General features: G+C 68.8%; 20 protein-coding genes. 6 read left to right on the top strand and 14 right to left on the bottom strand.

Translation table 11 applies throughout. The features are described 5' to 3' along the window. The first annotated feature begins 184 nt into the window (after positions 1-184). Positions 185-487 (top strand): hypothetical protein, encoded by a 303-nt coding sequence (locus B0E52_RS07480; RefSeq protein WP_077483150.1) that lies wholly within the window; start codon positions 185-187, stop codon positions 485-487. Between the two features lie 178 nt (positions 488-665). Here the strand turns inward: B0E52_RS07480 and glmS are convergent, their stop codons facing one another. From glmS to B0E52_RS07455, 5 genes are all read right to left on the bottom strand, one after another. Continuing rightward, the gene (glmS, locus tag B0E52_RS07475) at positions 666-2,495 is read right to left on the bottom strand and encodes a glutamine--fructose-6-phosphate transaminase (isomerizing) (RefSeq protein ID WP_077483148.1); all 1,830 of its coding nucleotides are present in this window, start codon (positions 2,493-2,495) and stop codon (positions 666-668) included. A gap of 102 nt (positions 2,496-2,597) precedes the next feature. Next, positions 2,598-3,968 carry a cystathionine beta-synthase gene (locus tag B0E52_RS07470; protein ID WP_077483146.1) on the bottom strand — a complete coding sequence of 457 codons (1,371 nt, stop codon included), beginning with the start codon at positions 3,966-3,968 and terminating at the stop codon, positions 2,598-2,600. Positions 3,969-4,170: 202 nt separating this feature from the next. Beyond that, positions 4,171-4,398, bottom strand: coding sequence for a YdcH family protein (locus B0E52_RS07465; protein WP_077483144.1), 228 nt, complete (start codon positions 4,396-4,398; stop codon positions 4,171-4,173). A 491-nt stretch (positions 4,399-4,889) separates the two neighbouring features. Beyond that, positions 4,890-5,501 (bottom strand): hypothetical protein, encoded by a 612-nt coding sequence (locus B0E52_RS07460; RefSeq protein ID WP_077483142.1) that lies wholly within the window; start codon positions 5,499-5,501, stop codon positions 4,890-4,892. Further along, on the bottom strand, positions 5,498-6,148 hold the full coding sequence (locus tag B0E52_RS07455; RefSeq protein ID WP_077483140.1) for a DUF4398 domain-containing protein: 651 nt from the start codon (positions 6,146-6,148) through the stop codon (positions 5,498-5,500). Before B0E52_RS07455 ends, B0E52_RS07460 begins: the two co-directional genes overlap by 4 nt. Positions 6,149-6,230: 82 nt before the next feature. Between B0E52_RS07455 and B0E52_RS07450 the strand changes: the two genes are divergently transcribed. Then, the gene (locus B0E52_RS07450) at positions 6,231-7,358 is read left to right on the top strand and encodes a PilT/PilU family type 4a pilus ATPase (protein WP_077483138.1); all 1,128 of its coding nucleotides are present in this window, start codon (positions 6,231-6,233) and stop codon (positions 7,356-7,358) included. Here the strand turns inward: B0E52_RS07450 and mnhG are convergent. From mnhG to maiA, 7 genes are all read right to left on the bottom strand, one after another. Beyond that, positions 7,340-7,717: a monovalent cation/H(+) antiporter subunit G gene (gene mnhG / locus B0E52_RS07445; RefSeq protein ID WP_077483136.1), complete on the bottom strand. Its 378-nt coding sequence runs from the start codon at positions 7,715-7,717 to the stop codon at positions 7,340-7,342. The genes B0E52_RS07450 and mnhG overlap by 19 nt on opposite strands. Beyond that, positions 7,714-7,995, bottom strand: a complete 282-nt coding sequence (locus tag B0E52_RS07440) for a K+/H+ antiporter subunit F (protein ID WP_077483134.1) — start codon at positions 7,993-7,995, stop codon at positions 7,714-7,716. The genes mnhG and B0E52_RS07440 overlap by 4 nt, the downstream gene beginning before the upstream one ends. Further along, complete coding sequence (locus B0E52_RS07435; protein WP_254426735.1) at positions 7,992-8,477, bottom strand: Na+/H+ antiporter subunit E; 486 nt, start codon at positions 8,475-8,477, stop codon at positions 7,992-7,994. The genes B0E52_RS07440 and B0E52_RS07435 overlap by 4 nt, the downstream gene beginning before the upstream one ends. Further along, the gene (locus B0E52_RS18690; RefSeq protein ID WP_077483130.1) at positions 8,474-10,018 is read right to left on the bottom strand and encodes a monovalent cation/H+ antiporter subunit D; all 1,545 of its coding nucleotides are present in this window, start codon (positions 10,016-10,018) and stop codon (positions 8,474-8,476) included. Before B0E52_RS18690 ends, B0E52_RS07435 begins: the two co-directional genes overlap by 4 nt. Continuing rightward, entirely contained in the window at positions 10,015-10,353 is a 339-nt protein-coding gene (locus B0E52_RS07425; RefSeq protein ID WP_077483128.1) for a Na+/H+ antiporter subunit C, read from the bottom strand. The genes B0E52_RS18690 and B0E52_RS07425 overlap by 4 nt, the downstream gene beginning before the upstream one ends. After that, positions 10,353-13,232, bottom strand: a complete 2,880-nt coding sequence (locus B0E52_RS07420) for a monovalent cation/H+ antiporter subunit A (protein ID WP_077483126.1) — start codon at positions 13,230-13,232, stop codon at positions 10,353-10,355. Before B0E52_RS07420 ends, B0E52_RS07425 begins: the two co-directional genes overlap by 1 nt. Before the next feature lie 449 nt (positions 13,233-13,681). After that, positions 13,682-14,338, bottom strand: a complete 657-nt coding sequence (gene maiA, locus B0E52_RS07415) for a maleylacetoacetate isomerase (protein WP_077483125.1) — start codon at positions 14,336-14,338, stop codon at positions 13,682-13,684. Positions 14,339-14,454: 116 nt separating this feature from the next. Here maiA and B0E52_RS07410 point away from each other — a divergent pair, with 116 nt between their 5' ends. Both B0E52_RS07410 and B0E52_RS07405 read left to right on the top strand, forming a co-directional pair. Then, positions 14,455-15,636, top strand: coding sequence for a phosphoglycerate kinase (locus tag B0E52_RS07410; protein WP_077483123.1), 1,182 nt, complete (start codon positions 14,455-14,457; stop codon positions 15,634-15,636). After that, a complete protein-coding gene (locus B0E52_RS07405; RefSeq protein ID WP_077483121.1) occupies positions 15,636-16,268 on the top strand; it encodes an HAD hydrolase-like protein in 633 nt (210 codons plus the stop codon). Before B0E52_RS07410 ends, B0E52_RS07405 begins: the two co-directional genes overlap by 1 nt. Before the next feature lie 70 nt (positions 16,269-16,338). Here the strand turns inward: B0E52_RS07405 and tkt are convergent, their stop codons facing one another. Next, positions 16,339-18,339, bottom strand: coding sequence for a transketolase (gene tkt, locus B0E52_RS07400; RefSeq protein ID WP_077483119.1), 2,001 nt, complete (start codon positions 18,337-18,339; stop codon positions 16,339-16,341). A 245-nt stretch (positions 18,340-18,584) separates the two neighbouring features. Between tkt and B0E52_RS07395 the strand changes: the two genes are divergently transcribed. Both B0E52_RS07395 and B0E52_RS07390 read left to right on the top strand, forming a co-directional pair. Next, positions 18,585-19,196, top strand: coding sequence for a porin family protein (locus tag B0E52_RS07395; protein WP_077483117.1), 612 nt, complete (start codon positions 18,585-18,587; stop codon positions 19,194-19,196). A gap of 242 nt (positions 19,197-19,438) precedes the next feature. Beyond that, positions 19,439-20,032 (top strand): porin family protein, encoded by a 594-nt coding sequence (locus tag B0E52_RS07390; RefSeq protein WP_077483116.1) that lies wholly within the window; start codon positions 19,439-19,441, stop codon positions 20,030-20,032. 85 nt (positions 20,033-20,117) lie between these two features. Here B0E52_RS07390 and B0E52_RS07385 read toward each other — a convergent pair whose 3' ends face one another. Then, positions 20,118-21,122: a class I fructose-bisphosphate aldolase gene (locus B0E52_RS07385; RefSeq protein WP_077483114.1), complete on the bottom strand. Its 1,005-nt coding sequence runs from the start codon at positions 21,120-21,122 to the stop codon at positions 20,118-20,120. Between the last annotated feature and the right edge of the window lie 42 nt (positions 21,123-21,164).

Raw genomic sequence — 21,164 nt, 5'->3', positions numbered from 1 at the left:
GGCGTCGCCTTGCGGTGCCGTTCGAAACCGGCGTCGTGCTCCATCGACAGGCTCATCTGCTTCGGCGTCATCGCGTAACATCCGTCCTCAGGTCGAGCTTCGACCACGGGGCAAAATCAGAGTTTCCTTAAAGTAACTCCGGACTCTAAACCGACCCGCAACCGAAGGCGCCGCGGCGGTTCGCGTGGCGCTCAAAGGGCTCCTCGCCGCTTCCGGCACCGAGCCCACCAGCGGTGCCGTGACCGAGCTGGTCGAGACTTTGCGCGCGAGTTGTTCCGTACTGGGCCATGGCGTGCCCATCGAACACGAGGAACTGCAGGTGCATATGCACCTGACGCCATCCGTGCCGCCCAGCGGATTTGAGTCGCCGACTGTGCAACGACTGGTGGTGGCCTTCGGCCGCGAACGAGCCCCGCTGACGGTGGGGTTGGCGCTGTTTCGACACACCGAGGGCGATGCGTCGCGCATTGACGACGACGCAGACTGACCGGCGTCTCGGGCCTTGAGAGGATTCAGCCCACGCTGGACGCAGGGACTTGAACCATGGCCCACCTGGCAATCATTTGAGCCAACTATTGCGGATCCGGCCACGCTGATTGGACTAACTATTACCTAGTTGCACCAACTATTCCCAAATACCAACCACAAAGGCCCTGCATCCACGCTTACTCGACCGTCACGGATTTGGCGAGGTTGCGCGGCTGGTCGACATCGGTGCCGCGCAATACGGCCACGTGGTAGGCGAGCAGCTGCAGCGGCACGGTGAACACCGCCGGGGCGATGAAGTCGCCGCCGCCGTCGATGCGCAGCAGGTGGCCGCGCGCGGCATTGCCGTCCATCGGCGCGGCGTGGTCGGCGAACACGATCAGCTCGCCGCCGCGGGCGCGCACTTCCTGCAGGTTGGATTTCAGCTTGTCCAGCAGCGGGCCGTTCGGCGCCACCGCCACCACCGGCATGTCCTCGTCCACCAGCGCCAGCGGGCCGTGCTTCAGCTCACCCGCAGGATAGGCCTCGGCGTGGATGTAGGAGATTTCCTTGAGCTTGAGCGAACCTTCCAGCGCCACCGGGAACTGCGCGCCGCGACCCAGGAACAGCGCGTGGTGGCGCGGGATGAAATGCTCGGCTAGCTCGATGATCTGCGGCTCCAGCGCCAGCGCGCGCTCGATCGCCCGCGGCAGCGCCTGCAGCTGCGCGCACAAGTCCGCGTAGCGCGCATCGTCCAGCCCGCGTTGCCGCGCCAGTTGCAGGGACAGCAGCGCCAGCGCGGCGAGCTGGGTGGTGAAAGCCTTGGTCGAAGCCACGCCGATCTCGGGGCCGGCGCGGGTCATCAGCTTGAGGTCGGCCTCGCGCACCACCGAGGACTCCGGCACGTTGCAGATCGCCAGCGTGCCGAGATAGCCGCGCCGCCTGGATTCGCGCATCGCCGCCAGCGTGTCGGCGGTTTCGCCGGACTGCGAGATCGCCACGAACAGCGTGCCCTCCGGCACCACCGCTTCGCGGTAGCGGTATTCGCTGGCCACCTCCACGGCGACCGGCAGGCGCGCGTGTTCCTCGATCCAGTATTTCGCCACCATGCCGGCGTGGTAGCTGGTGCCGCAGGCGACGATGTGCACGCCGCGCACCTTCGCCAGCAGCCCGTCGCCGCCCACGCCGAAGATGTTCGGCAGCACGCCGTTCGCACCCAGGCGCGATTCCAGCGTGTCGGCCACCGCACGCGGCTGCTCGAAGATCTCCTTCTGCATGTAGTGGCGGTATTCGCCGCGCTCCACCGCATCGGCGGACAGCTCGCTCTCGTACACGCCGCGCTCGACCGGGCGGCCGTCGAGGCCGAACACCTGCACGCGATCGCGGGTGATCTCGACGACATCGTCCTCGTCGAGATGGATCATCTTGTTGGTGACCTGGATCAGCGCCTGGGCATCCGAACCCAGGAAGTGTTCGCCGATGCCCACGCCCACCAGCAGCGGCGCACCGCGACGGGCGCCGACCACGCGGCCGGGCTCGTCGCGGCTGATCACGGCGATCGCGTAGGCGCCTTCCAGTCCGCGCACCACGGCCAGCACCGCGTCGCGCAAGGCGAGGCCACCGGCGATGCGTTCCTCGACCAGCGCCGCGATCACCTCGGTGTCGGTCTCGGAAGTGAACACGTGGCCGCGCGCCTTCAGCTCCTCACGCAAGCTGGCGTAGTTCTCGATGATGCCGTTGTGCACGATCGCCACGCGGCCGGCGACGTGCGGATGCGCGTTCGCCTCGTTCGGCACGCCGTGGGTGGCCCAGCGCGTGTGCGCGATGCCGGTGCCACCGGGAAACGGCGCGGCCAGGTACTGCGCCTCCATCTCGCGCACCTTGCCCTTGGCGCGCACGCGATGGATCTCGCCACCTTCCAGCACGGCGAGGCCGGCCGAATCGTAACCGCGGTATTCCAGCGCCTTGAGGCCGGCGATCAACAGCGGGGCCACGTCACGCTGGGCGGCGGCGGCAACGATTCCACACATGACGAAAGCTCCTGGTTGGTTGGTGCATGCCGGCCGGGCCGACGCAGGCGGCGACTGTGCCGCGCCTGCGTTTCATCCCGCTTTCGACACCGCCACCAGGGCTCAGTTCACCTTGCGGCGCAGCCAGTTCAGCAAGTCGATGCGGGTGATCAGGCCGAGGAACTGCTCGCCGTCCATCACGATCGCCACGTGGCCGCGGTCGAACACCGGCAGCAGCGACTCCATTGGCGAGCGCACGTCGAGCATCTGCAGGTCCGCAATCATCGCCACCGACACCGGATCGCGGAAGCGCGTCTCGTCGGCATGCACGTGCATCAGCACGTCGGACTCGTCGACGATGCCCACCAGCCGGTTGCCGTCCATCACCGGCAGCTGCGAGACGTCGTACAGCTTCATGCGGGTGTAGGCGGTGATGAGCAGCTCGTGCGGGCCGATCACCACGGTGTCGCGCTTGGCGAACGGGCGCAGCAGCAGGTCGCGCAGGTCGCCGTGCTGCTCGCGTTCGAGGAAGCCGTTGTCCAGCATCCAGTAGTCGTTGTAGAGCTTGGAGAGGTACTTGTTGCCGGTGTCGCAGACCAGGGTCACCACGCGCTTCGGCGCGGGCTGCTCGCGGCAGTACTTCAGCGCCGCGGCCAGCAGGGTGCCGGTGGAGGAACCAGCCAGCACGCCCTCTTTCGCCAGCAGTTCGCGCGCGGCGAGGAAGCTCTCCTTGTCGGAGATCGCGTAAGCCTTTTTCACCCGCGAGAAGTCGCTGATGGTCGGCAGGAAGTCCTCGCCGATGCCTTCCACCAGCCAGCTCGACGACTTGGTGGAGAGCGTGCCCTCGTTGATGTACTGGGCGAGGATGGAACCGACCGGGTCGGCCAGCACGATCTCGGTGTGCGGCGAGGTCTTGGCGAAGTACTGCGACAGGCCGGTCATGGTGCCGGACGAACCGCAGCCCACCACCACGGCGTCGACGCGGCCATCCATCTGTTCGAGGATTTCCGGCCCGGTGCTCTCGATGTGCGCACGCGGGTTGTCCGGGTTGCCGAACTGGTTGATGAAATAGGCGCCGGGCGTTTCGCGGGCGATGCGCTCGGCCATGTCCTGGTAGTACTCGGGATGGCCCTTGGCCACGTCCGAGCGGGTGAGCACCACCTCGGCGCCCATCGCCTTGAGGTTGAAGATCTTCTCGCGGCTCATCTTGTCCGGCACCACGAGGATCAGCCGATAGCCCTTGGCCTGCGCCACCAGCGCGAGGCCGAGGCCGGTGTTGCCCGCGGTGCCCTCGACCAGGATCGCGCCGGGCTTGATCTTGCCGGCCTTTTCCGCGCCCTCGATCATCGACAGGCCGATGCGGTCCTTGATCGAACCGCCGGGGTTCGCGCTCTCCAGCTTCAGGAACAGCTCGCACGGTCCGGTGTCGAGGCGCTGCGCGCGCAGCATCGGGGTGTGGCCGATCAACTCGAGAACGCTTTGCTGCACCGTCATGGGGGCTCCGTCGCGTAGCAGTCCGGTGCGCACCAGCGCCACCGGGAAAGATGCTCATGATAGCCGAGCGTCGCCGACGGGTCGGATGGAAACGGGGAGATGGGAACCTGGGATGGAAAGGGGCCGGACAGAAACGTCGCGGCCCCGGCCATCTTCCTGGGCGGAAGCTGCCGGGGCCGTCGGGATCAGGGGTTGCGGGGATTCAGCTGGAAAGCTGGCGGCGGCCTTCCCACATGCGCTCCAGGCGCGTCTTGGCGTGCAGTTTTTCCTTCTTCATGCAGGCAAGGGTGATGTCGTCGAGCGGCAGTACGCCGATCTCGGCGTCGTGCACCTTGCTGTCGAGTTCCCGATGGTGCTGGTACAGGCGGCGGAATTCCGCATCCGCCTTCATCAATGCCTCGACGTCATCACGCTGCTGGTTTTCAAACATGATCCAACCTCCTCGTGAGTGAGCATGCGGGCGCACGGGCGCGCGCTTCCGCCGGATCGAATCATGCGGGCACGCTCTCGCCCGCCCGCACCGGCTGACCGGTTGCGGGCGGAACACTGGCGAGGGAATGGTGCATGGTTCGGACCGGCGGGCATGGAGCGGAACGGCTCCATGGGGTTGACCCTACTCCGCACGGAAAAGTGCCGCAAGCCTTCGCATCAACGACCGTGGCGAGTTGCCACGGCGTTGTGAAATCCGCATAAAAAACTGTCGAAACAGCTTGTTACACCCATCCGGAAATACGTGGAGCGATCTGGCACCGCACCAGCGATGGCCCGGGAGGGGTACCAGGGATGGCTGCCACAAACAGCACCGCGCTGCCCTCGCGACGCGGTTCCTGAGGTGGTCCGATGTTTGAGCGGCTTTTGTTGAAGAGTGCAGCCACGGATGGCTGCCCGTTTGACTTTCGCAATCAGGGACGATCGCAAAACCTATGGCTTGCCGCTGTCCTGCTGCTGCATCTGCGCACGCATCGCCTTGGCGGCCTTGGCGGCCAGTTCGGCCTCGCGCTTGGCGGCGCGGGCCACCCGGCTCTGCGCCTCGGCCAGCTTCTTGGCCTTGGCCGCCTCTGCCTGGGCCTGCTCGGCGGCCTGCGAATAGGCTTCGCCCTGCTCCTGCAGGCGCTGCGCCTCTTCCTGCGCCATCTGGTATTGCAGGCGCTGGCGCTCCAGCTCGCGGCGCGCGGTCTCGGCTTCGCGCTGACTGTTTTCCAGCTGGATCTGGTCGTGCTCGCGATCGAGCTGGGCCAGCTTCATCTGGGCGTCCTGCAACTGGGCGGAAGCCCGGGCCAAGTCCACCTGCCGCTCGGCGATGTAGAGCGCGTGCGGCCGCTCCTTCGAGTCGGCCTGCGCCAGCTGGCCGATCGCGTTGCGCGCCAGCGCCTGTTCGGCCTGGGCGTAGTTGCCCAGCACTGGGTCGCTGGCGAGCTGATTGATGTTGCCGGTCAGCCGGCTGACGTCGATGTCGTCGCGGCGCGCCTGGGCGGTGCCGATGACGCCCAGTGCCAGCGCGACGGCCGCAAATACAGTACCGACGCGCTTCATGGCTGGCCTCCCACGGGCTGGAAGCCCTGCGTTGCGTTCGAACCCTGGGCGCCGGACGACGACGGCTGCGCGGGCACGCTCTGGAAGCCCTGCCCGGATGGCGGCGCCGACAAGACCGAGGCCGAGGGCGCCGGCATGTCCTCCAGTGGCGCGGCAGGCGGCAATGCCCCCGCGCCGGCCGGGGCGGGGGCCGAACCGGCGGTGGCGGGCATCGGCAACGGCTTGGCGAACTCCGCGGCGGCCGCGGCGGCGGCCTGCGCGCCCTGCTCGCGCAACTCGGCGTTCGCGTTCATCTTGGATTGGATCTTCGCCCGCGCCGCGCCAAGGTTGGCCTTGACCCGCGCCAGGTCGGCGTCGGCACGCGATTCGGCCGCCAGATCGGCTGCCTGCGCGTACTTGCGGGCGGCCATCGCGCCCTGCGCCTGCTGGAACTTGTCCTGGGCGAAGCCCAGATCCACCGGGTCGTAGTCCGCCGCGCCGGCGTCGCGCGCGGCCTGCAGCTGCGACTGCGCCAGGTTCATCGCCTCGTTCGGCGGAGGTACGCTGGCGCAACCGGCCAGAACCACCAGTCCGGCCAAGGCCAGCCAGTGCGCGGGCTTCCGCGAGCGCATCGGACGTCCGGCCGACGAAGGGGAGATGTGCACCATCACGCATTCCTGATTAAGCTTCTGCGCGTATTGTGGGCGTGCACAATCGCTCATTGCAACGAGCACTGATAGGGGATTCGGCGTGGATATCGGTTACTTCCTCAAGCTGATGGTCGACAAGGGCGCCTCGGACATGTTCCTGTCCACCGGCGCGCCGGTGAACATCAAGGTCGAGGGCAAGCTCTACCCGCTCGGCAATACCGGGCTTCCGGGCGGCATGGTGAAGAAGATCGCCTACTCGCTGATGGACGAGGGCCAGGTGCCGCAGTTCGAGCGCGACCTCGAACTCAACATGGCGCTGGCGGTGAAGGAAGCCGGGCGCTTCCGCATCAACGTGTTCAAGCAGCGTGGCGAAGTGGGCATGGTGATCCGCGCGATCAAGAGCGAGATCCCCAACGTCGAGCAGCTGCAGCTGCCGCCGATCTTCCGCGAGCTGATCATGGAGCCGCGCGGGCTGATCCTGGTGGTGGGCGCCACCGGCTCGGGCAAGTCGACCACGCTGGCTTCGATGATCGACCACCGCAACACCAACTCCGCGGGCCACATCCTCACCATCGAGGACCCGATCGAGTACCTGCACCGGCACAAGCGCTCCATCGTCAACCAGCGCGAGGTGGGGCTGGACACGCACACCTATCACGAGGCGCTGAAGAACGCGATGCGCGAGGCGCCGGACGTGATCATGATCGGCGAGATCCGCGACACCGACACCATGGAAGCGGCGATCTCGTTCTCCGAGACCGGCCACCTGTGCCTGGCCACCCTGCACTCCAACAACGCCGACCAGACGCTGGAGCGCATCCTCAACTTCTTCCCCGAATCGGCGCACAAGAACGTGTTGATGAACCTCGCGCTGAACCTGCGCGCGGTGATCAGCCAGCGCCTGGTGGTGGGCAAGGACGCTCGTCGCCTGCCCGCGGTGGAAGTGCTGCTGAACACGCCGCTGATCCGCGACATGATCCGCCGCGGCCAGATCCACGAGGTGAAGGAGGCAATGGACCGCAGCCTGCAGGACGGCATGCAGACCTTCGACCAGTCGCTGTACCGGCTCTACAAGGAAGGCCGTATCGAGCTGGAGGAAGCGCTCAACAAGGCCGACTCGCGCGACGGCCTGGCTCTGAAGATCCGCCTCGCCGAAGGCGGCGGCAACGGCTCGGACAGCAACGTGCTGATGGGCGGCAGCAACGATCCCTACGGCATGGGGTTCTGAGACGACTCCCCCGGCGGCGCGGGCGGCGGCATTTGCTGGCCGTCCTCGACGCGGTCGCGATACAGCGCCGCGCGCACCAGCAGCATCAGGGTGATCGGCGTGGTCAGGGTGAGGAACACGCCGATCAGCAGCACCTGCAGCGCCGGGCGCCCCTGCGCCAGCGAGAACCCGGCCACGCAGGCCGCCACCATGAAGAACGTGCCCAGCGTGCTGCCCAGGGTGGGGGCATGCACGCGCTGGTAGAAATCGCGCAATCGCAACAGTCCCAGCGAGCCCACGCAGGCGAAGCCCGCGCCCAGCAGCACCAGCACCCCCACCAGCACGGCCGCCCACGGCGGCAGGGCATCGACCAGGCTCATTCGATCACCTCGCCGCGCAGCAGGAACTTGGCGAACGCCAAGGTGCCGGCGAAGCCCAGCAACGCGATGATCATCGCCGACTCCACGTACAGCACGCTGTCGCTGCGCAGGCCCACCGCCAGCAGCAGCAGCATCGCGTTGACGTAGAACGCATCCAGCGCCAGCACGCGGTCCTGCGCGCGCGGGCCGCGCAGCATGCGCAGCAGCGCACAAGCCATGCCCAGCACCAGCAGCAATTGCGCGATCACCAGCGCCGCGCCGAGAAACGCATGGCTCATTGGAAAACCTCCAGCAGCGGCCGCTCATAGCGGCGCTTGATGGTCTCGACCCAGCTGGCCTCGTCCACCAGGTCGAGCACGTGGATCAGCAGTATCCCGCGCGCCGGATCGTGGTCCACCCAGATCGTGCCCGGGGTGGAGGTGACGATGCAGGCCAGCAAGGCCAGCCCATACGGGTCGGCCAGTTCCAGCGGGATCGCCACGAAGCCGGCACGCGCGCGCCGGCGCGGGCCCAGCACCACCCCGGCCACCGCGAGATTGGAGCGCACGATGTCGTGCACCACCCGCAGCGCCAGCGGCAGCAGTCGCCAGGCCCCGCGCAGGCGCGCGCGTGGCGGCTGCAGCTTGCCGAAGGCCCACGCCAGGCCCAGTGCCAGTGCGCCGCCCAGCAGCCAACTGCCCGGCGCCAGGCTGCGTTGCAGGAGCAGCCACACCAGCAGCAGGAAGCCGGCCATCAGCGGGTGCGGCAGCCAGCGCCTCACGGCAGCACCGCCCGGATGTAGGCGGCCGGCGCGTGCAATTGCGCCGCCGTAGCCTGCAGGTAACGCATCGGCGCATCGGCCAGCACGGTCAGCAGCAGGCACAGCCCCAGCAGGATCGCCACCGAGGTCACCGCACCGGCGCGGATCGGCGGGAACGCCCATTCACCCTCCCAGAAGATCTGGATGCCCACCCGGCACATCGCGATCACCGTGCCCAGCCCCGCTGCCACGATCAGCGCGAACAGCACCGTCGCCCCCGGCCCCGCGCCGGCCAGCGGCGCCAGCAGCGCGAACTTGGCCAGGAAGCCCGACAGCGGCGGCAATCCCGCCAGCAGCAGCGCGGCGACGAGGAAGCCGCCCGCCAGCAGCCGCACCGGCGCCGGCAAGGTGGGCCGGCTCTCGTCCTCGTCGGCGTACAGCGCGAGGCCGCCCGGGTCGTAGGGTTCGAGCAGCGGCACCTCCTCGGCGTCCTCGCGCGGCGCGAGCAGGCCGGCCAGCAGGAAGAACGCCGCCACCGCCAGGGTGGAGACCACGAGGTAGGCCAACGCGCCGGCGATCACCGCGGGCCGGCCCACGCCGATGGCACCGAGCAGGCTGCCCGAGGACACCAGCACGTTGTCACCGGCCAGCCGGCCCAATTCGCGCGCGCCCAGCATACCCACCACGCCCATCGCCACCGTGGCCGCGCCGCCCCACAGCAGCCAGTCGCCGCCGAACCCCGCCGAGGCCGCACCGGCGCCGGCGCCGAACAGCAGCAGGCTGAGCCGCAGCAGCACGTACACGCCCACCTTGGTCATCACCGCGAACATCGCCGCCACCGCTGGCGGCACGGCGGCGTAGCTGCGCGGCAACCAGAAGCCCAGCGGCCACATCGCCGCCTTCACCAGGAAGGCCACGCCCAGGATCGCCGCGCCGGCATGCAGCAGTGCGCGGGTGTTGGCCGGCACCTGCGGCACCAGTTGCGCCAGCGCCGCCATGTTCAGCGTGCCGGTGACGCCGAAAATCAGGCTCACGCCGACCAGGAACAGCAGCGAGGCAAGCAGGTTGATCGCGATGTAATGCAGTCCCGCGCTGATCCGCTGCGCGCCGGGCCGGTGCAGCGCCAGCCCGTAGGAGGCCGCCAGCAGCACCTCGAAGAACACGAACAGGTTGAACAGGTCGCCGGTGAGGAAACTGCCGTTCAGGCCCATCAGGAGGAACTGGGCCAACGGTTGCAGCGCGCTGCCCGGCCGCCGCCAGCGGCCCAGCACCCCGGGCAGCAGCGCCAGTGCCAGTACCGCGGTGAGCAGCAGCATCAGCACCGACAGCCGGTCGGCCACCAGCACGATGCCGAAGCGCGCCGGCCAGCCGCCGATGCGGTACACCAGCGTCGTGCCGTCGCCCACCGCGGCCAGCAGCGCCAGCGCGAAGCCCAGCAGGCCCACGCACGACAGCACGCCCAACGCGCTGGCGGCGCCGCGGCGGCGCTCGCCCAACAGCAATTGCAGGGCGGCAGTGGCCAGCGGCAGCAGGATCGGCCCGGCGAGCAGGTGCACGTTCACGGCGCACCGTCCTTGCCGTCGACGTGGTCGCTGCCGGTGAGCCCGCGCGAGGCCAGCAGCACCACCAGGAACAGCGCGGTGGTGGCGAAGCCGATCACGATGGCGGTGAGCACCAGCGCCTGCGGCAACGGGTCGGCGTAATCGGTCAGTGCCGCGCCCGTGCGCAGCACCGGATCGGCGCCGCGGCGCAGCCCGCCCACGCAGAAGATGAACAGGTTCACCGCATAGGACAGCAGGCTCAGCCCCATGATCACCTGGAACGTGCGCGGGCGCAGCAGCAGCCACACGCCGCCGCCGCCCAGCACGCCGATGGCCAGCGCCAGCACCAGTTCCATCAGCCGCCCTCCGCGTCGGCATCGGGCAGCGGCCGCGCCCGGCGCAGCGACTGGTGGGCCAGCGCCACCAGCATCAGCGAAGTGGCGCCCACCACCACGCCGAACACGCCGAGGTCGAACAGCAGCGCACTGGCCAGCGGCAGCTCGCCCACGAGCGGCAACGTCACGTGGCGCGAGTGCGAGCTGAGGAACGGATGGCCGAATGCCAGCGAGCCCAGTCCGGTCGCCAGCGCCAGCAGCAGGCCCAAGCCGATCCAGCGCAGCGGCGCCACTTTCAGCCGCGTCTCCACCCAGCGCGCGCCGCGCGCCATGTACAGCAGCACCAGCGCTACCGACACCGTGATGCCGGCGGCAAAGCCGCCGCCGGGCAGGTCGTGTCCGCGCAGGAACAGGTGCACGCCGAACAGCACGATCACCGGCGCCATCAGCTGCACGATCAGGCCGGGGATGCGCAGGTAGTCGGCCCGTCCGGCGTCGTAGCCGTCCTCGCGCGTGGCCGCCTGCAGGCGCTGCTGCATCGGCGCGCCCACGCTCTCGACCGCCGGGCGGAAGCGGCGCAGCAGCGCGAACACGCTCAGCGCCACGATCGCCAGCACGGTGATCTCGCCCAGGGTGTCGAAGCCGCGGAAATCCACCAGGATCACGTTGACCACGTTGCGCCCGCCGCCTTCGCTCAAGGCCTTCTCCAGGTAGAAGTTCGAGGCCGAGTCGGCCACCGGATGCAACATCGCCGCGTAGGCCAGCGCCGCCAGCCCCAACCCCGCGCCCACCGCCACCACGCCGTCGCGGTAGCGGCGCCAGCGCGCCAGCGCCGGATCGGGCGACAAGCCGGCGACGCGCTTGGGCAACCAGCGCAGGCCCAGCAGGATCACGATGGTGGTCACCGCTTCCACCAGCAACTGGGTGGCGGCGAGGTCGGGCGCGGAAAGCCACACGAAGCTCACGCAGGACACCAGCCCCACCCCGCCGACGAGCACCAGCGCCGCCAGCCGGTGGAACTTCGCCAGCCGCACGGCGCCCACCACGCAGATCGCGCCCAGCAGCCACAGCAGCGCAAAGGCCGGGTCCACGGCGGAGGCGCGCAAGCCGAAGCGCATCGGCGTCCCGTACATCGCCAGCCCCGCGGCCAGTGCCGCGGCCAGCACGATCAGCAGCAGTTGCGGTTGCAGGCGGCGGCCGGAATACGCCGGCTCCAGCGCATGCGGCAGGCTGGAAGTGACCAGCGCCAGCACGCGCTCGTACAGCCGCTGCGCGCCGAAGCGGCCCAGCAGCGGCAATGTCTCGCGCCGCGCGAACCAGCCGCGCAGCCCGGCCCACGCCGCGCAGCCGCCGGCAAAGGCCAGCGCGCTCATCAGCAGCGGCGTGGTGAAGCCATGCCACACCGCCAGGTCGAACGCCGGCAGCGCCGTGCCCAGCACCGCGCCCGCGGCGAGGTCCAGGGTGGGGCCGATCACCCGCACCGGCAGCACGCCCACCAGCACGCAGGCCAGGACCAGCAGGCCGATCGGCAGCCGCATCCAGCGCGGCGGCTCGTGCGGCGTGCGCGGCAGCGCGCCGCGCGGACGGCCGAGGAACACGCCCACCGCGAAACGCAGCGAGTAGATCACCGAGAACATGCTGGCCAGCACCGCCAGGCCCGCCACCAGCACATCGATCGCCACCCCGCGGTGGGTGGACAACGTCGCCGCGAAGAACATTTCCTTGGACAGGAAGCCGTTGAGCAGCGGCACCCCGGCCATCGCCGCGCTGGCCACCAGCGCCAGCGTCGCGGTGATCGGCATGACCCGGCGCAAGCCGCCCAGACGGCGCAGGTCGCGGGTGCCGGTCTCGTGGTCCACCGCGCCCGCGGCCATGAACAGCGAGGCCTTGAAGGTGGCGTGGTTGACGATGTGGAAGATCGCCGCCACCGCGCCCAGCGCGCTGCCCAGGCCCAGCAGCATCGTGATGAGGCCCAGGTGGCTGATCGTGGAATAGGCCAGCACGGCCTTCAGGTCCTGCTGGAACACCGCCGCGGCCGCGCCCAGCAGCAGGCTGGCGAGCCCCGCGCCGCCGATGATCCAGAACCAGGCCTCGGTGCCGGCCAGCACCGGCCACAGCCGCAGCAGCAGGAACACGCCGGCCTTCACCATGGTCGCCGAGTGCAGGAAGGCCGACACCGGCGTGGGCGCCGACATCGCCTGCGGCAGCCAGAAGTGGAACGGGAACTGCGCGCTCTTGGTCAGCGCGCCCAGCGCCACCAGCACCAGCATCGGCGTGTACAGCGCGCTGGCGCGGATCGCCGCGCCGGCGGCGAGAATCACCTCCAGGTCGTAGCTGCCCGCGATGTGGCCCAGCAACAGCACGCCGGCGAACAGGCACAGGCCGCCGCCCGCGGTGACGATCAGCGCGGTGCGCGCGCCCTCGCGCGCCGAGGCGCCCTGGTTCCAATAGCCGATCAGCAGGAACGAGAGCAGGCTGGTCAGCTCCCAGAAGAACGCCAGCTGCACCACGTTGCCCGCGGTCACCACGCCGACCATCGCGCCCATGAAGGCCAGCAGCAGGCCGTAGAAGCGGCCCAGCGGATCCTCGGCCGGCATGTAGTAGCGCGCGTACACCGCCACCAGCAGGCCGATGCCGCAGATCAGCAGCAGGAACAGCCAAGCCAGTCCGTCCACCCGCAGCACCAGGTCCAGCCCCAGCGAGGGCAGCCACGGCACCACGGTGCGCAGCACCGCGCCATCGACCAGCCAGGGCCGCACCGCCAAGGCGAGCGCCAAGGCCAGCGCCGCCACGCCGATCGCCAACCAGGTGGCCGCCTGCCGACGCCGCAGCCGCCACGCCAGCACGCCCCCCGCGAACGGCAGGCAGAGCAAGGCGAGCGGAACGATGTCGTGGAGCATCGAGCCTCCATGGCGGGGAAAGACGGCGCACGGCACATCGCGCCACCCGTGGCGGCGCAGGCGGCAGCGGCAAGACGCGCATCCCTTGGAGTCTACAAGCCGCTGCAAGGCACCGGCAAAGCAGTGCACCGGCGCCCGCGTGGCATCCGTCGTCCGGGCTGTCCATGGGCGGGCGCACGCCATCGGAGTGTTTGCATGACCGCCGTCGCCCTCTCGTCCGCGCCACCGCGCCCCGTCCTGCGCAGCCGCGGCGACACGCCGCGCAGCTGGCCGCGCAACGGCAAACCGTGTTGCAGGTGGTGCATGCATCGCGACCCGGGCGGCACCGCACGCCGGGTGGTGCCGCCCGTGCCCTGCGACGTGCTGCCGGTGCGCGCGCCGTCATGGGAGCCTGTTCAATGTCTCCGCATGGCCCGCGCCGGGAGACACTGGAAGGCCCCAAGAGCCCGTCAAGGCGCGTCGGGCTGCACCTCGGGCGCGGCGACGCGGAACGCCTCCAATTCGTGGCAGGCGGCGTCGATGCGGACGATGGTGGGGTAGTCGTCCAGCGGCAGCTTCCAGCGCCGCGCGTTGTACAGCTGCGGCACCAGGCAGGCATCGGCCAGCCCCGGCGTATCGCCGTGGCAGTAGCGGCCGGTGGCCGCGTTGCCGGCCAGCATGGCTTCCAGTGCGGCGAAGCCGGTGGCGATCCAGTGCCGCGACCATGCGCCGCGCTGCGCTTCGCCGACGCCCAGTTCGCGCTCCAGGTACTGCAGCACGCGCAGGTTGCCCAGCGGGTGGATGTCGCAGGCGGCCAGCTGCGCCAGCGACCGCACCCGTGCGCGGCCGCGCGCGTCGGCCGGCAACAGCGGTGGTTCCGGATGGGTTTCCTCAAGATATTCCATGATCGCCAGCGACTGCGTCAGCACCCGCTCGCCGTCGCGCAGGCTGGGCACCAGCTGCTGCGGGTTCATCGCCGCGTAGTCCGCCGCGTGCTGCTGGCCGCCATCCTTCACCAGATGCACGGGGCGGTTTTCCCAGGCCAGGCCCTTCAGCGCCAGCGCGATGCGCACGCGATAGGCGGCGCTGGAGCGCCAGTAGCCGTACAGCACGAGTCCGGTAGCCATGGTGCTCCCCCCGCCGCGGAAAGCCCGCAGTGTAATTTGCATCCCCTCCGGACGGGCAGGACAATGTGCGGTTCCGGCCGCCGCTGCGGCCATCTGCAACCTACCGGAGCCCCGACGTGACCGTCCTGCGCATGAGCGAACTCGACCTCCACGGCCAGCGCGTGCTGATCCGCGAAGACCTGAACGTGCCGATCGACGACCACGGCCGGATCACCTCCACCCAGCGCCTCGACGCCGCCCTGCCCACGATCAAGGCCGCGCGCGACGCCGGCGCGAAGGTGATGGTGCTCTCGCATCTGGGCCGCCCCAAGGAAGGCCAGTTCGACGAGGCCTCCTCGCTGGCGCCGGTGGCGGCGTGGCTGGGCGACAAGCTCGGCAAGCCGGTGCGCCTGCTGCGCGACTATCTCGACGGCGTGGACGTGGCCGACGGCGAGGTGGTGGTGCTGGAAAACTGCCGCATGAACGCGGGCGAAGGCAAGGACGACGAGGCCTTGTCGAAGAAGTACGCCGCGCTGTGCGACATCTTCGTGATGGATGCCTTCGGCACCGCGCACCGCGCCCAGGCCTCCACGCATGGCGTGATCAGGTTCGCGCCGATCGCCGCCGCCGGCCCGCTGCTGTGCGCCGAACTGGATGCGCTGGGCAAGGCGCTGGAGCATCCGGCGCACCCGCTGCTGGCGATCGTGGCCGGCTCCAAGGTCTCCACCAAGCTCACCCTGCTGGACAACCTGATCGGCACGGTGGACCAGCTGATCGTGGGCGGCGGCATCGCCAACACCTTCATCGCCGCGCTGGGCCATTCGGTGGGCAATTCGCTGGTCGAGCCCGACCTGATCGACGCCGCGAAGAAGGTGCTTGCTGACGCCAGGCGCCGCGGCGCCGAAGTGCCGCTGCCGGTCGACGTGGTGGTGGCGCCGGCGTTTTCCGCGAACGCACCGGCCACCGTGAAGGCCGTGGACGCGGTGCAGGACGACGAGATGATCCTCGACATCGGGCCCGAGACCGCGCGCCGTTACGCCGAGCTGATCGCGAAGGCCGGCACCGTGGTGTGGAACGGCCCGGTCGGCGTGTTCGAGTTCGATGCCTTCGGCAAGGGCACCGAGACGCTGGCCCGCGCGATCGCCGCCTCGCCCGCGTTCTCGATCGCCGGCGGCGGCGACACCCTCGCCGCGGTGGACAAGTACGGCATCGCGGACAAGGTTTCCTACATCTCCACCGGCGGCGGCGCGTTCCTGGAGTTCCTCGAAGGCAAGGAACTGCCCGCGGTGGCCGCGCTCAAGGCGCGGGCGGCGAAGTAGTGCTCTGCCTGTTCGACCTCGACGGCACGCTGATCGATTCCGAGCCCGGCATCACCGCATGCATCCGGCACGCGCTTGCGAAGCTCGACGTACCCGTTCCCGCTGATCTGCGGCCGTGGATCGGGCCGCCGCTGCGACACAGCTTCGCGCCGCTGCTCGGCGACGACGCCGTACGCGTCGAAACCGCCGTGGATTACTACCACGAGCGCTTCGCCGTGCTGGGCTGGCGCGAGCACGCGGTCTATCCCGGTGTGGCGGCGGCGATCGAGCGCCTGCAGGCTGCCGGCCATCGTCTCGCCGTGGTCACCAGCAAGCCGGTGCGGCATGCCGCACCCATCCTCGAATCGCTGTCGTTCGGCAAGGCGTTCGAGAAGCTGTACGGACCCGATCCGTCCAGCGCGCATTGCGAGAAGGCCACGATGATCGCCGCCGCACTGGCCGACTTCGGCACAGCACCCGACGCGGCCGCGATGATCGGCGACCGCTGCTACGACATCGAGGGCGCGGTGGCCAATGGCGTCGCCGGCATCGGCGTGCTGTGGGGCTTCGGCAGCCGCGAGGAACTGCAGCAAGCCGGCGCGCAGGCGTTGGCAAGCGATCCGGCGCATCTCGCGGATCTGCTGACGGCGTAACCGCCTGCTCCTACGCCAAACGAAAACGCCGCGGGAATCCCGCGGCGTTTTGTGTGGGAAAAGCCGCCCGTCAGCCGGCGACGCGCTTCACCGCATCGACCACGTTCGTCACGGTGAAGCCGAAGTACTCGAACAGCTGTTCGGCCGGTGCCGAGGCGCCGAACGTGGTCATGCCGATCACGTCACCATCCAGACCCACGTACTTGCGCCAGAAGTCGGCGATGCCTGCCTCCACCGCCACGCGCGCACGACACCAGCCGGGCAGCACGCCCTCGCGGTATTCCAGCGGCTGGGCGTCGAAGGTCTCGTTGCACGGCATCGACACCACGCGCACCGGCACGCCTTGCTGGGCCAGCGTGCGCATCGCTTCCATCGCCAGCTCCACCTCGGAGCCGGTGGCGATCAGGATGGCCTTGAACTTCGTGTCGGCCGGGTCGGACAGCACGTAGGCGCCGCGCGCGATGTCGGCGAGCTGCTGCGCATTGCGCTGCTGATGCTTCAGCGTCTGGCGCGAGAACACCAGGCAGGAAGGGCCGTCGCGGCGCTCGATCGCCACCTTCCACGCCACCGCCGATTCCACCGCGTCGCAGGGACGCCACACGCGGTTGTTCGGGATGTAGCGCAGGCTGGCCAGGTGCTCCACCGGCTGGTGGGTGGGGCCGTCCTCGCCCAGGCCGATCGAGTCGTGGGTGTAGACGTGGATGGAGTGCGCGGGGATCAGCGCGCTCATGCGCACCGCGTTGCGCGCGTAGTCGGAGAACACCAGGAAGGTGGCGTCGTAGGGAATGAAGCCGCCGTGCAGCGCCACGCCCGAGCCGATCGCGGTCATGCCGAACTCGCGCACGCCGTAGTGCATGTAGTTCGCGTCCGGGCTGGCCTCGGTGACGCTGACCGAGCCCTTCCAGATCGTGAGATTGGAGCCGGCCAAGTCGGCCGAGCCGCCGACCAGTTCCGGCAGCAGCGGGCCGAACGCATTCAAGGTCATCTGCGAGGCCTTGCGGCTGGCCACGTCCGGGCCCTCGGCCTGCAGCTTCTCGACCCAAGCCTGCGAGTCGGCCGCCCAATTCGCCGGCAGCTTCGCGGCGAGGCGGCGCTCCAGCTCAGCAGCCAGTTCCGGGTGCGCCTTGGCGTAGTCGGCGAACAGCGCGTTCCATTCCGCCTCGTGCTTCGCGCCGGCCGACTTCGCGTCCCAGCCGGCGTAGATTTCGGCGGGGATCTCGAACGGGGCGTAGCGCCAGTCCAGCATGTCGCGCGCGGCGGCGATCTCGTCCTTGCCCAGCGGCGAACCGTGGCAGGCTTCGGTGCCTTCCTTGTGCGGCGCGCCGAAGCCGATGATGGTCTTGCACATCACCAGCGAGGGCTTGCCGGTCTCGGCCTTGGCGGCGGACAGCGCGGCCTTGATCTTCTCGGCGTCATGGCCGTCCACGTCGCGCAGCACGTGCCAGCCGCAGGCCTCGAAGCGCGCGGCGGTGTCGTCGGTAAACCAGCCCGGCACCTCGCCGTCGATGGAGATGTTGTTGTCGTCGTAGATCAGGGTGAGCTTGCCCAGCTTCCAGGTGCCGGCCAGCGAAATCGCCTCCTGCGAGATGCCTTCCATCAGGCAGCCGTCGCCGCAGAACACCCAGGTATGGTGGTCGACCACGGCGAAGCCGGGCCGGTTGAAGCGCTCGCCCAGCACCTTCTCGGCCAGCGCGAAGCCCACGCCGTTGGCGATGCCCTGGCCCAGCGGGCCGGTGGTGGTTTCCACGCCCACCGTCTCGTGCGCCTCGGGGTGGCCCGGGGTCTTCGAATGCAGCTGGCGGAAGCGCTCCAGCTGGCTCATCGGCAGGTCGTAGCCGGACAGGTGCAGCACCGCGTACTGCAGCATCGAGCCGTGACCGTTGGAGAGCATGAAGCGGTCGCGGTTGAACCAGTGCGGATTGGCCGGGTTGTGGCGGTGGAAGTCGTTCCACAGCACCTCGGCGATGTCAGCCATGCCCATCGGCATGCCCGGATGGCCTGACTTGGCCTTCTCCACGGCGTCCATGGCGAGGGCGCGCACGGCATTGGCAAGTTGGCGGCGGGTGGTCATGGGTGTTCTCCGGAGCAGGCGGCGGCGAAAAACACGCATTGTCGCCGATCCGCCCGAAGCTGTCGCGCCGCCATCGCGGCCTGCGTCTTGACATTAACCTGCACTTAATTCTGAACTTGTCGGTATTGAATTCCTTCAGCCGGCTCGCCATCTAATGCCCCGGCACCGCCCACGAGCGGTTGCCGAGCCGCGGCATCACCTTTCCCCAAGGCGCCGCGGACTGACCAGAACAAGAGGAAATCCCCATGAAAAAGACAGTGCTCGCTCTCACCTTGGCTGCCGCCGGCTTCGTGGCCGTGCCGACCGCCTTCGCCCAGGACCAGGCTCCGGCCACCACCAACGCCCAGCAGGGCTGGTATGTCAGCGCCGACGCCGGCTACGCCAACGTCAGCAAGGGTCCCTATGACGACGGCAAGTTCGCTGGCGGCGTGAAGGGCGGCTACCGCTTCGCGATCAATCCCGAGACCTCGCTGGGCGTGGAAGTGGGCTACCAGTGGCTGGGCCGCTTGTCCGCCCAGAACCAGTACGCCGACCAGATCGCCGGCAACAGCAAATCCAAGCTGCGCGGCAGCACCGCCGGCGTGGACCTGCGCTACAGCTTCAACCCCAACTGGTACGGCGAGCTGCGCGGCGGCCTGTTCTACGCCCAGGCCGAAGGCATCACCAACGGGGCAAACCCCGAGTTCCGCCAGTACAACCGCACCAAGTATTACGCGGGTGCCGGCGTTGGCTACAACCTCAGCCAGAACTGGAGCCTGGGCGTGAACTACGACTACTACGCCGGTTCCGGCAACGGCGAGCAGCGCGTGCAGCTGGCCACCAGCAAGTACTCGCTGAGCGCGGAATACCGCTTCTGAGTCGTCTCGACTCCGTCGCGTGTTACGCAGGAACGGGCGCCGCGTGGCGCCCGTTTTCTTTCCAATACAAGCACTTGGCAGAAAACATTAATCGCCACTTAATAATGAACTAACAAGTATTGAATCTTTCTGCCCCCGCAACCATCCAAGTGATGTGTCCGGCGATTCCCCAACGCCGAGCACGCGGCACCGCTCCCTTCCCCATGGCCGGCAGCCGCCTTCCCAATAACAGGAGACTCTCCATGAAAAAGACTCTGATCGCCCTCGCTCTCGCCTCCGCCGGCATGCTGGCCATCCCCGCCGCCTTTGCACAGAGCGCGCCGAGCGACAACGGCGGCTGGTTCATCAACGGCAACGTGGGTCGCACCGCCATCGACAAGGGCCCGTACAACGGCCACGACACCGGTTACGCGCTGAACGGCGGCTACCGCTGGTCGCTGGCGCCGAACTTCGCGCTGGGTGCCGAGGTGGGCTACAACGACCTGGGCAACATCCGTGCGAAGAACGTCTTCAACAGCTCCCCGGTGATCGCCCCGGGCAAATCGCAGCTGCACGGCTGGACCGCCGGCGCGAACGCCCATCTCGACCTCAGCCCGAACTGGTACCTGAGCGGTCGTGCGGGCGCCTACAGCTGGACCGGCCACGGCCTGAACAACGACGTGAACCCGGTGCGCAAGAGCCTGGACAAGACCAGCTGGTACGCCGGTGCGGGCGTGGGCTACAACATCAACCAGAACGTGAGCGTCGGCCTGAACTACGACTACTTCGACGCCAAGAAGAACAGCGTGGACCTCAGCACCGACATGATCTCGGCCAGCGCGGAATTCCGCTTCTGATTCGACGGTCCATCGAGGCAAAAAGAACGGGCGCCGCGAGGCGCCCGTTCTTTTTCAATCCGCGATCACGGATGACCGCGAAGAATCAACCGTTCCAGCGCCCCAGCGCGGCGAGGCCGTTGTCCCTGGCGCGGGCGTGCACCGTCTTCTGCGCCTCGGCGTAGTTGGCCTTCATGTCCTTGGCCCACAGCTTCAGCGCGGCTTGCTGCATGGCGCGACCGTAGGAGAACGACAGCGGCCACGGATGCGGGCCGATGCGGTTCATCGCGTTGAGGTGCGCGGTGCTCTGCTCGTCGGTCTGGCCGCCGGAGAGGAACACGATGCCCGGCAGGGAGGCCGGCACGGTGGTCTTCAGCACGCGCACGGTGGCCTCGGCCACTTCCTCGACGTCGGCCTGCTCGTCGGACTCCTTGCCCGGGATCACCATGCTGACCTTGAGGATGGTGCCTTCCAGCATCACGTTCTGCTCGTAGAGCGCGTTGAACAGGCTGCGGAGCACGGCTTCGTGCACCTCGTAGCTGACCTCGATGCTGTGGTCGCCGTCCATGATCACTTCCGGCTCGACCATCGGCACCAGGCCGGCTTCCTGGCACAGCGCGGCGTAGCGCGCCAGCGCGTGGCAGTTCGCCTCGATCGCGGTGGAGCTGGGGTTGTCCTCGGAGATGTTGATCACCGCGCGCCACTTGCAGAACTGGGCGCCCAGCTTGGCGTATTCCTCCAGGCGCGGGCGCAGGCCGTCCAGGCCCTCGGTCACCACGTCGCCGGGGAAACCGGCCAACGGCACCGGGCCCTTGTCCACCTTGATGCCGGGGATGATGCCGGCCTTCTTCATCACCTGGGTGAACGGCACGCCGTCCTTGGTCGACTGGCGGATCGTCTCGTCGTACAGGATCGCGCCGGAGATGTGCTCGTTCAGGCCCGGCGTGGTGAGCAGCAGCTCGCGGTAGGCGCGGCGGTTCTCTTCGGTGTTCTCGATGCCGACGGCCTCGAAACGCTTCTTGATGGTGTTGGTCGACTCATCGATGGCGATGATGCCCTTGCCGGGGGCGACCATGGCCAGGGCGACGCTTTCGAGATCTTCAATACTCATGACGGCTCCGTACAGCGAGGCGATACCGGCCCGCTCAAGGGT

Origin of the sequence: Rhodanobacter sp. C06, assembly GCF_002001105.1 — a bacterium.
GTDB lineage: Bacteria > Pseudomonadota > Gammaproteobacteria > Xanthomonadales > Rhodanobacteraceae > Rhodanobacter_A.
This window is presented reverse-complemented; position numbering and strand designations above follow the sequence as displayed.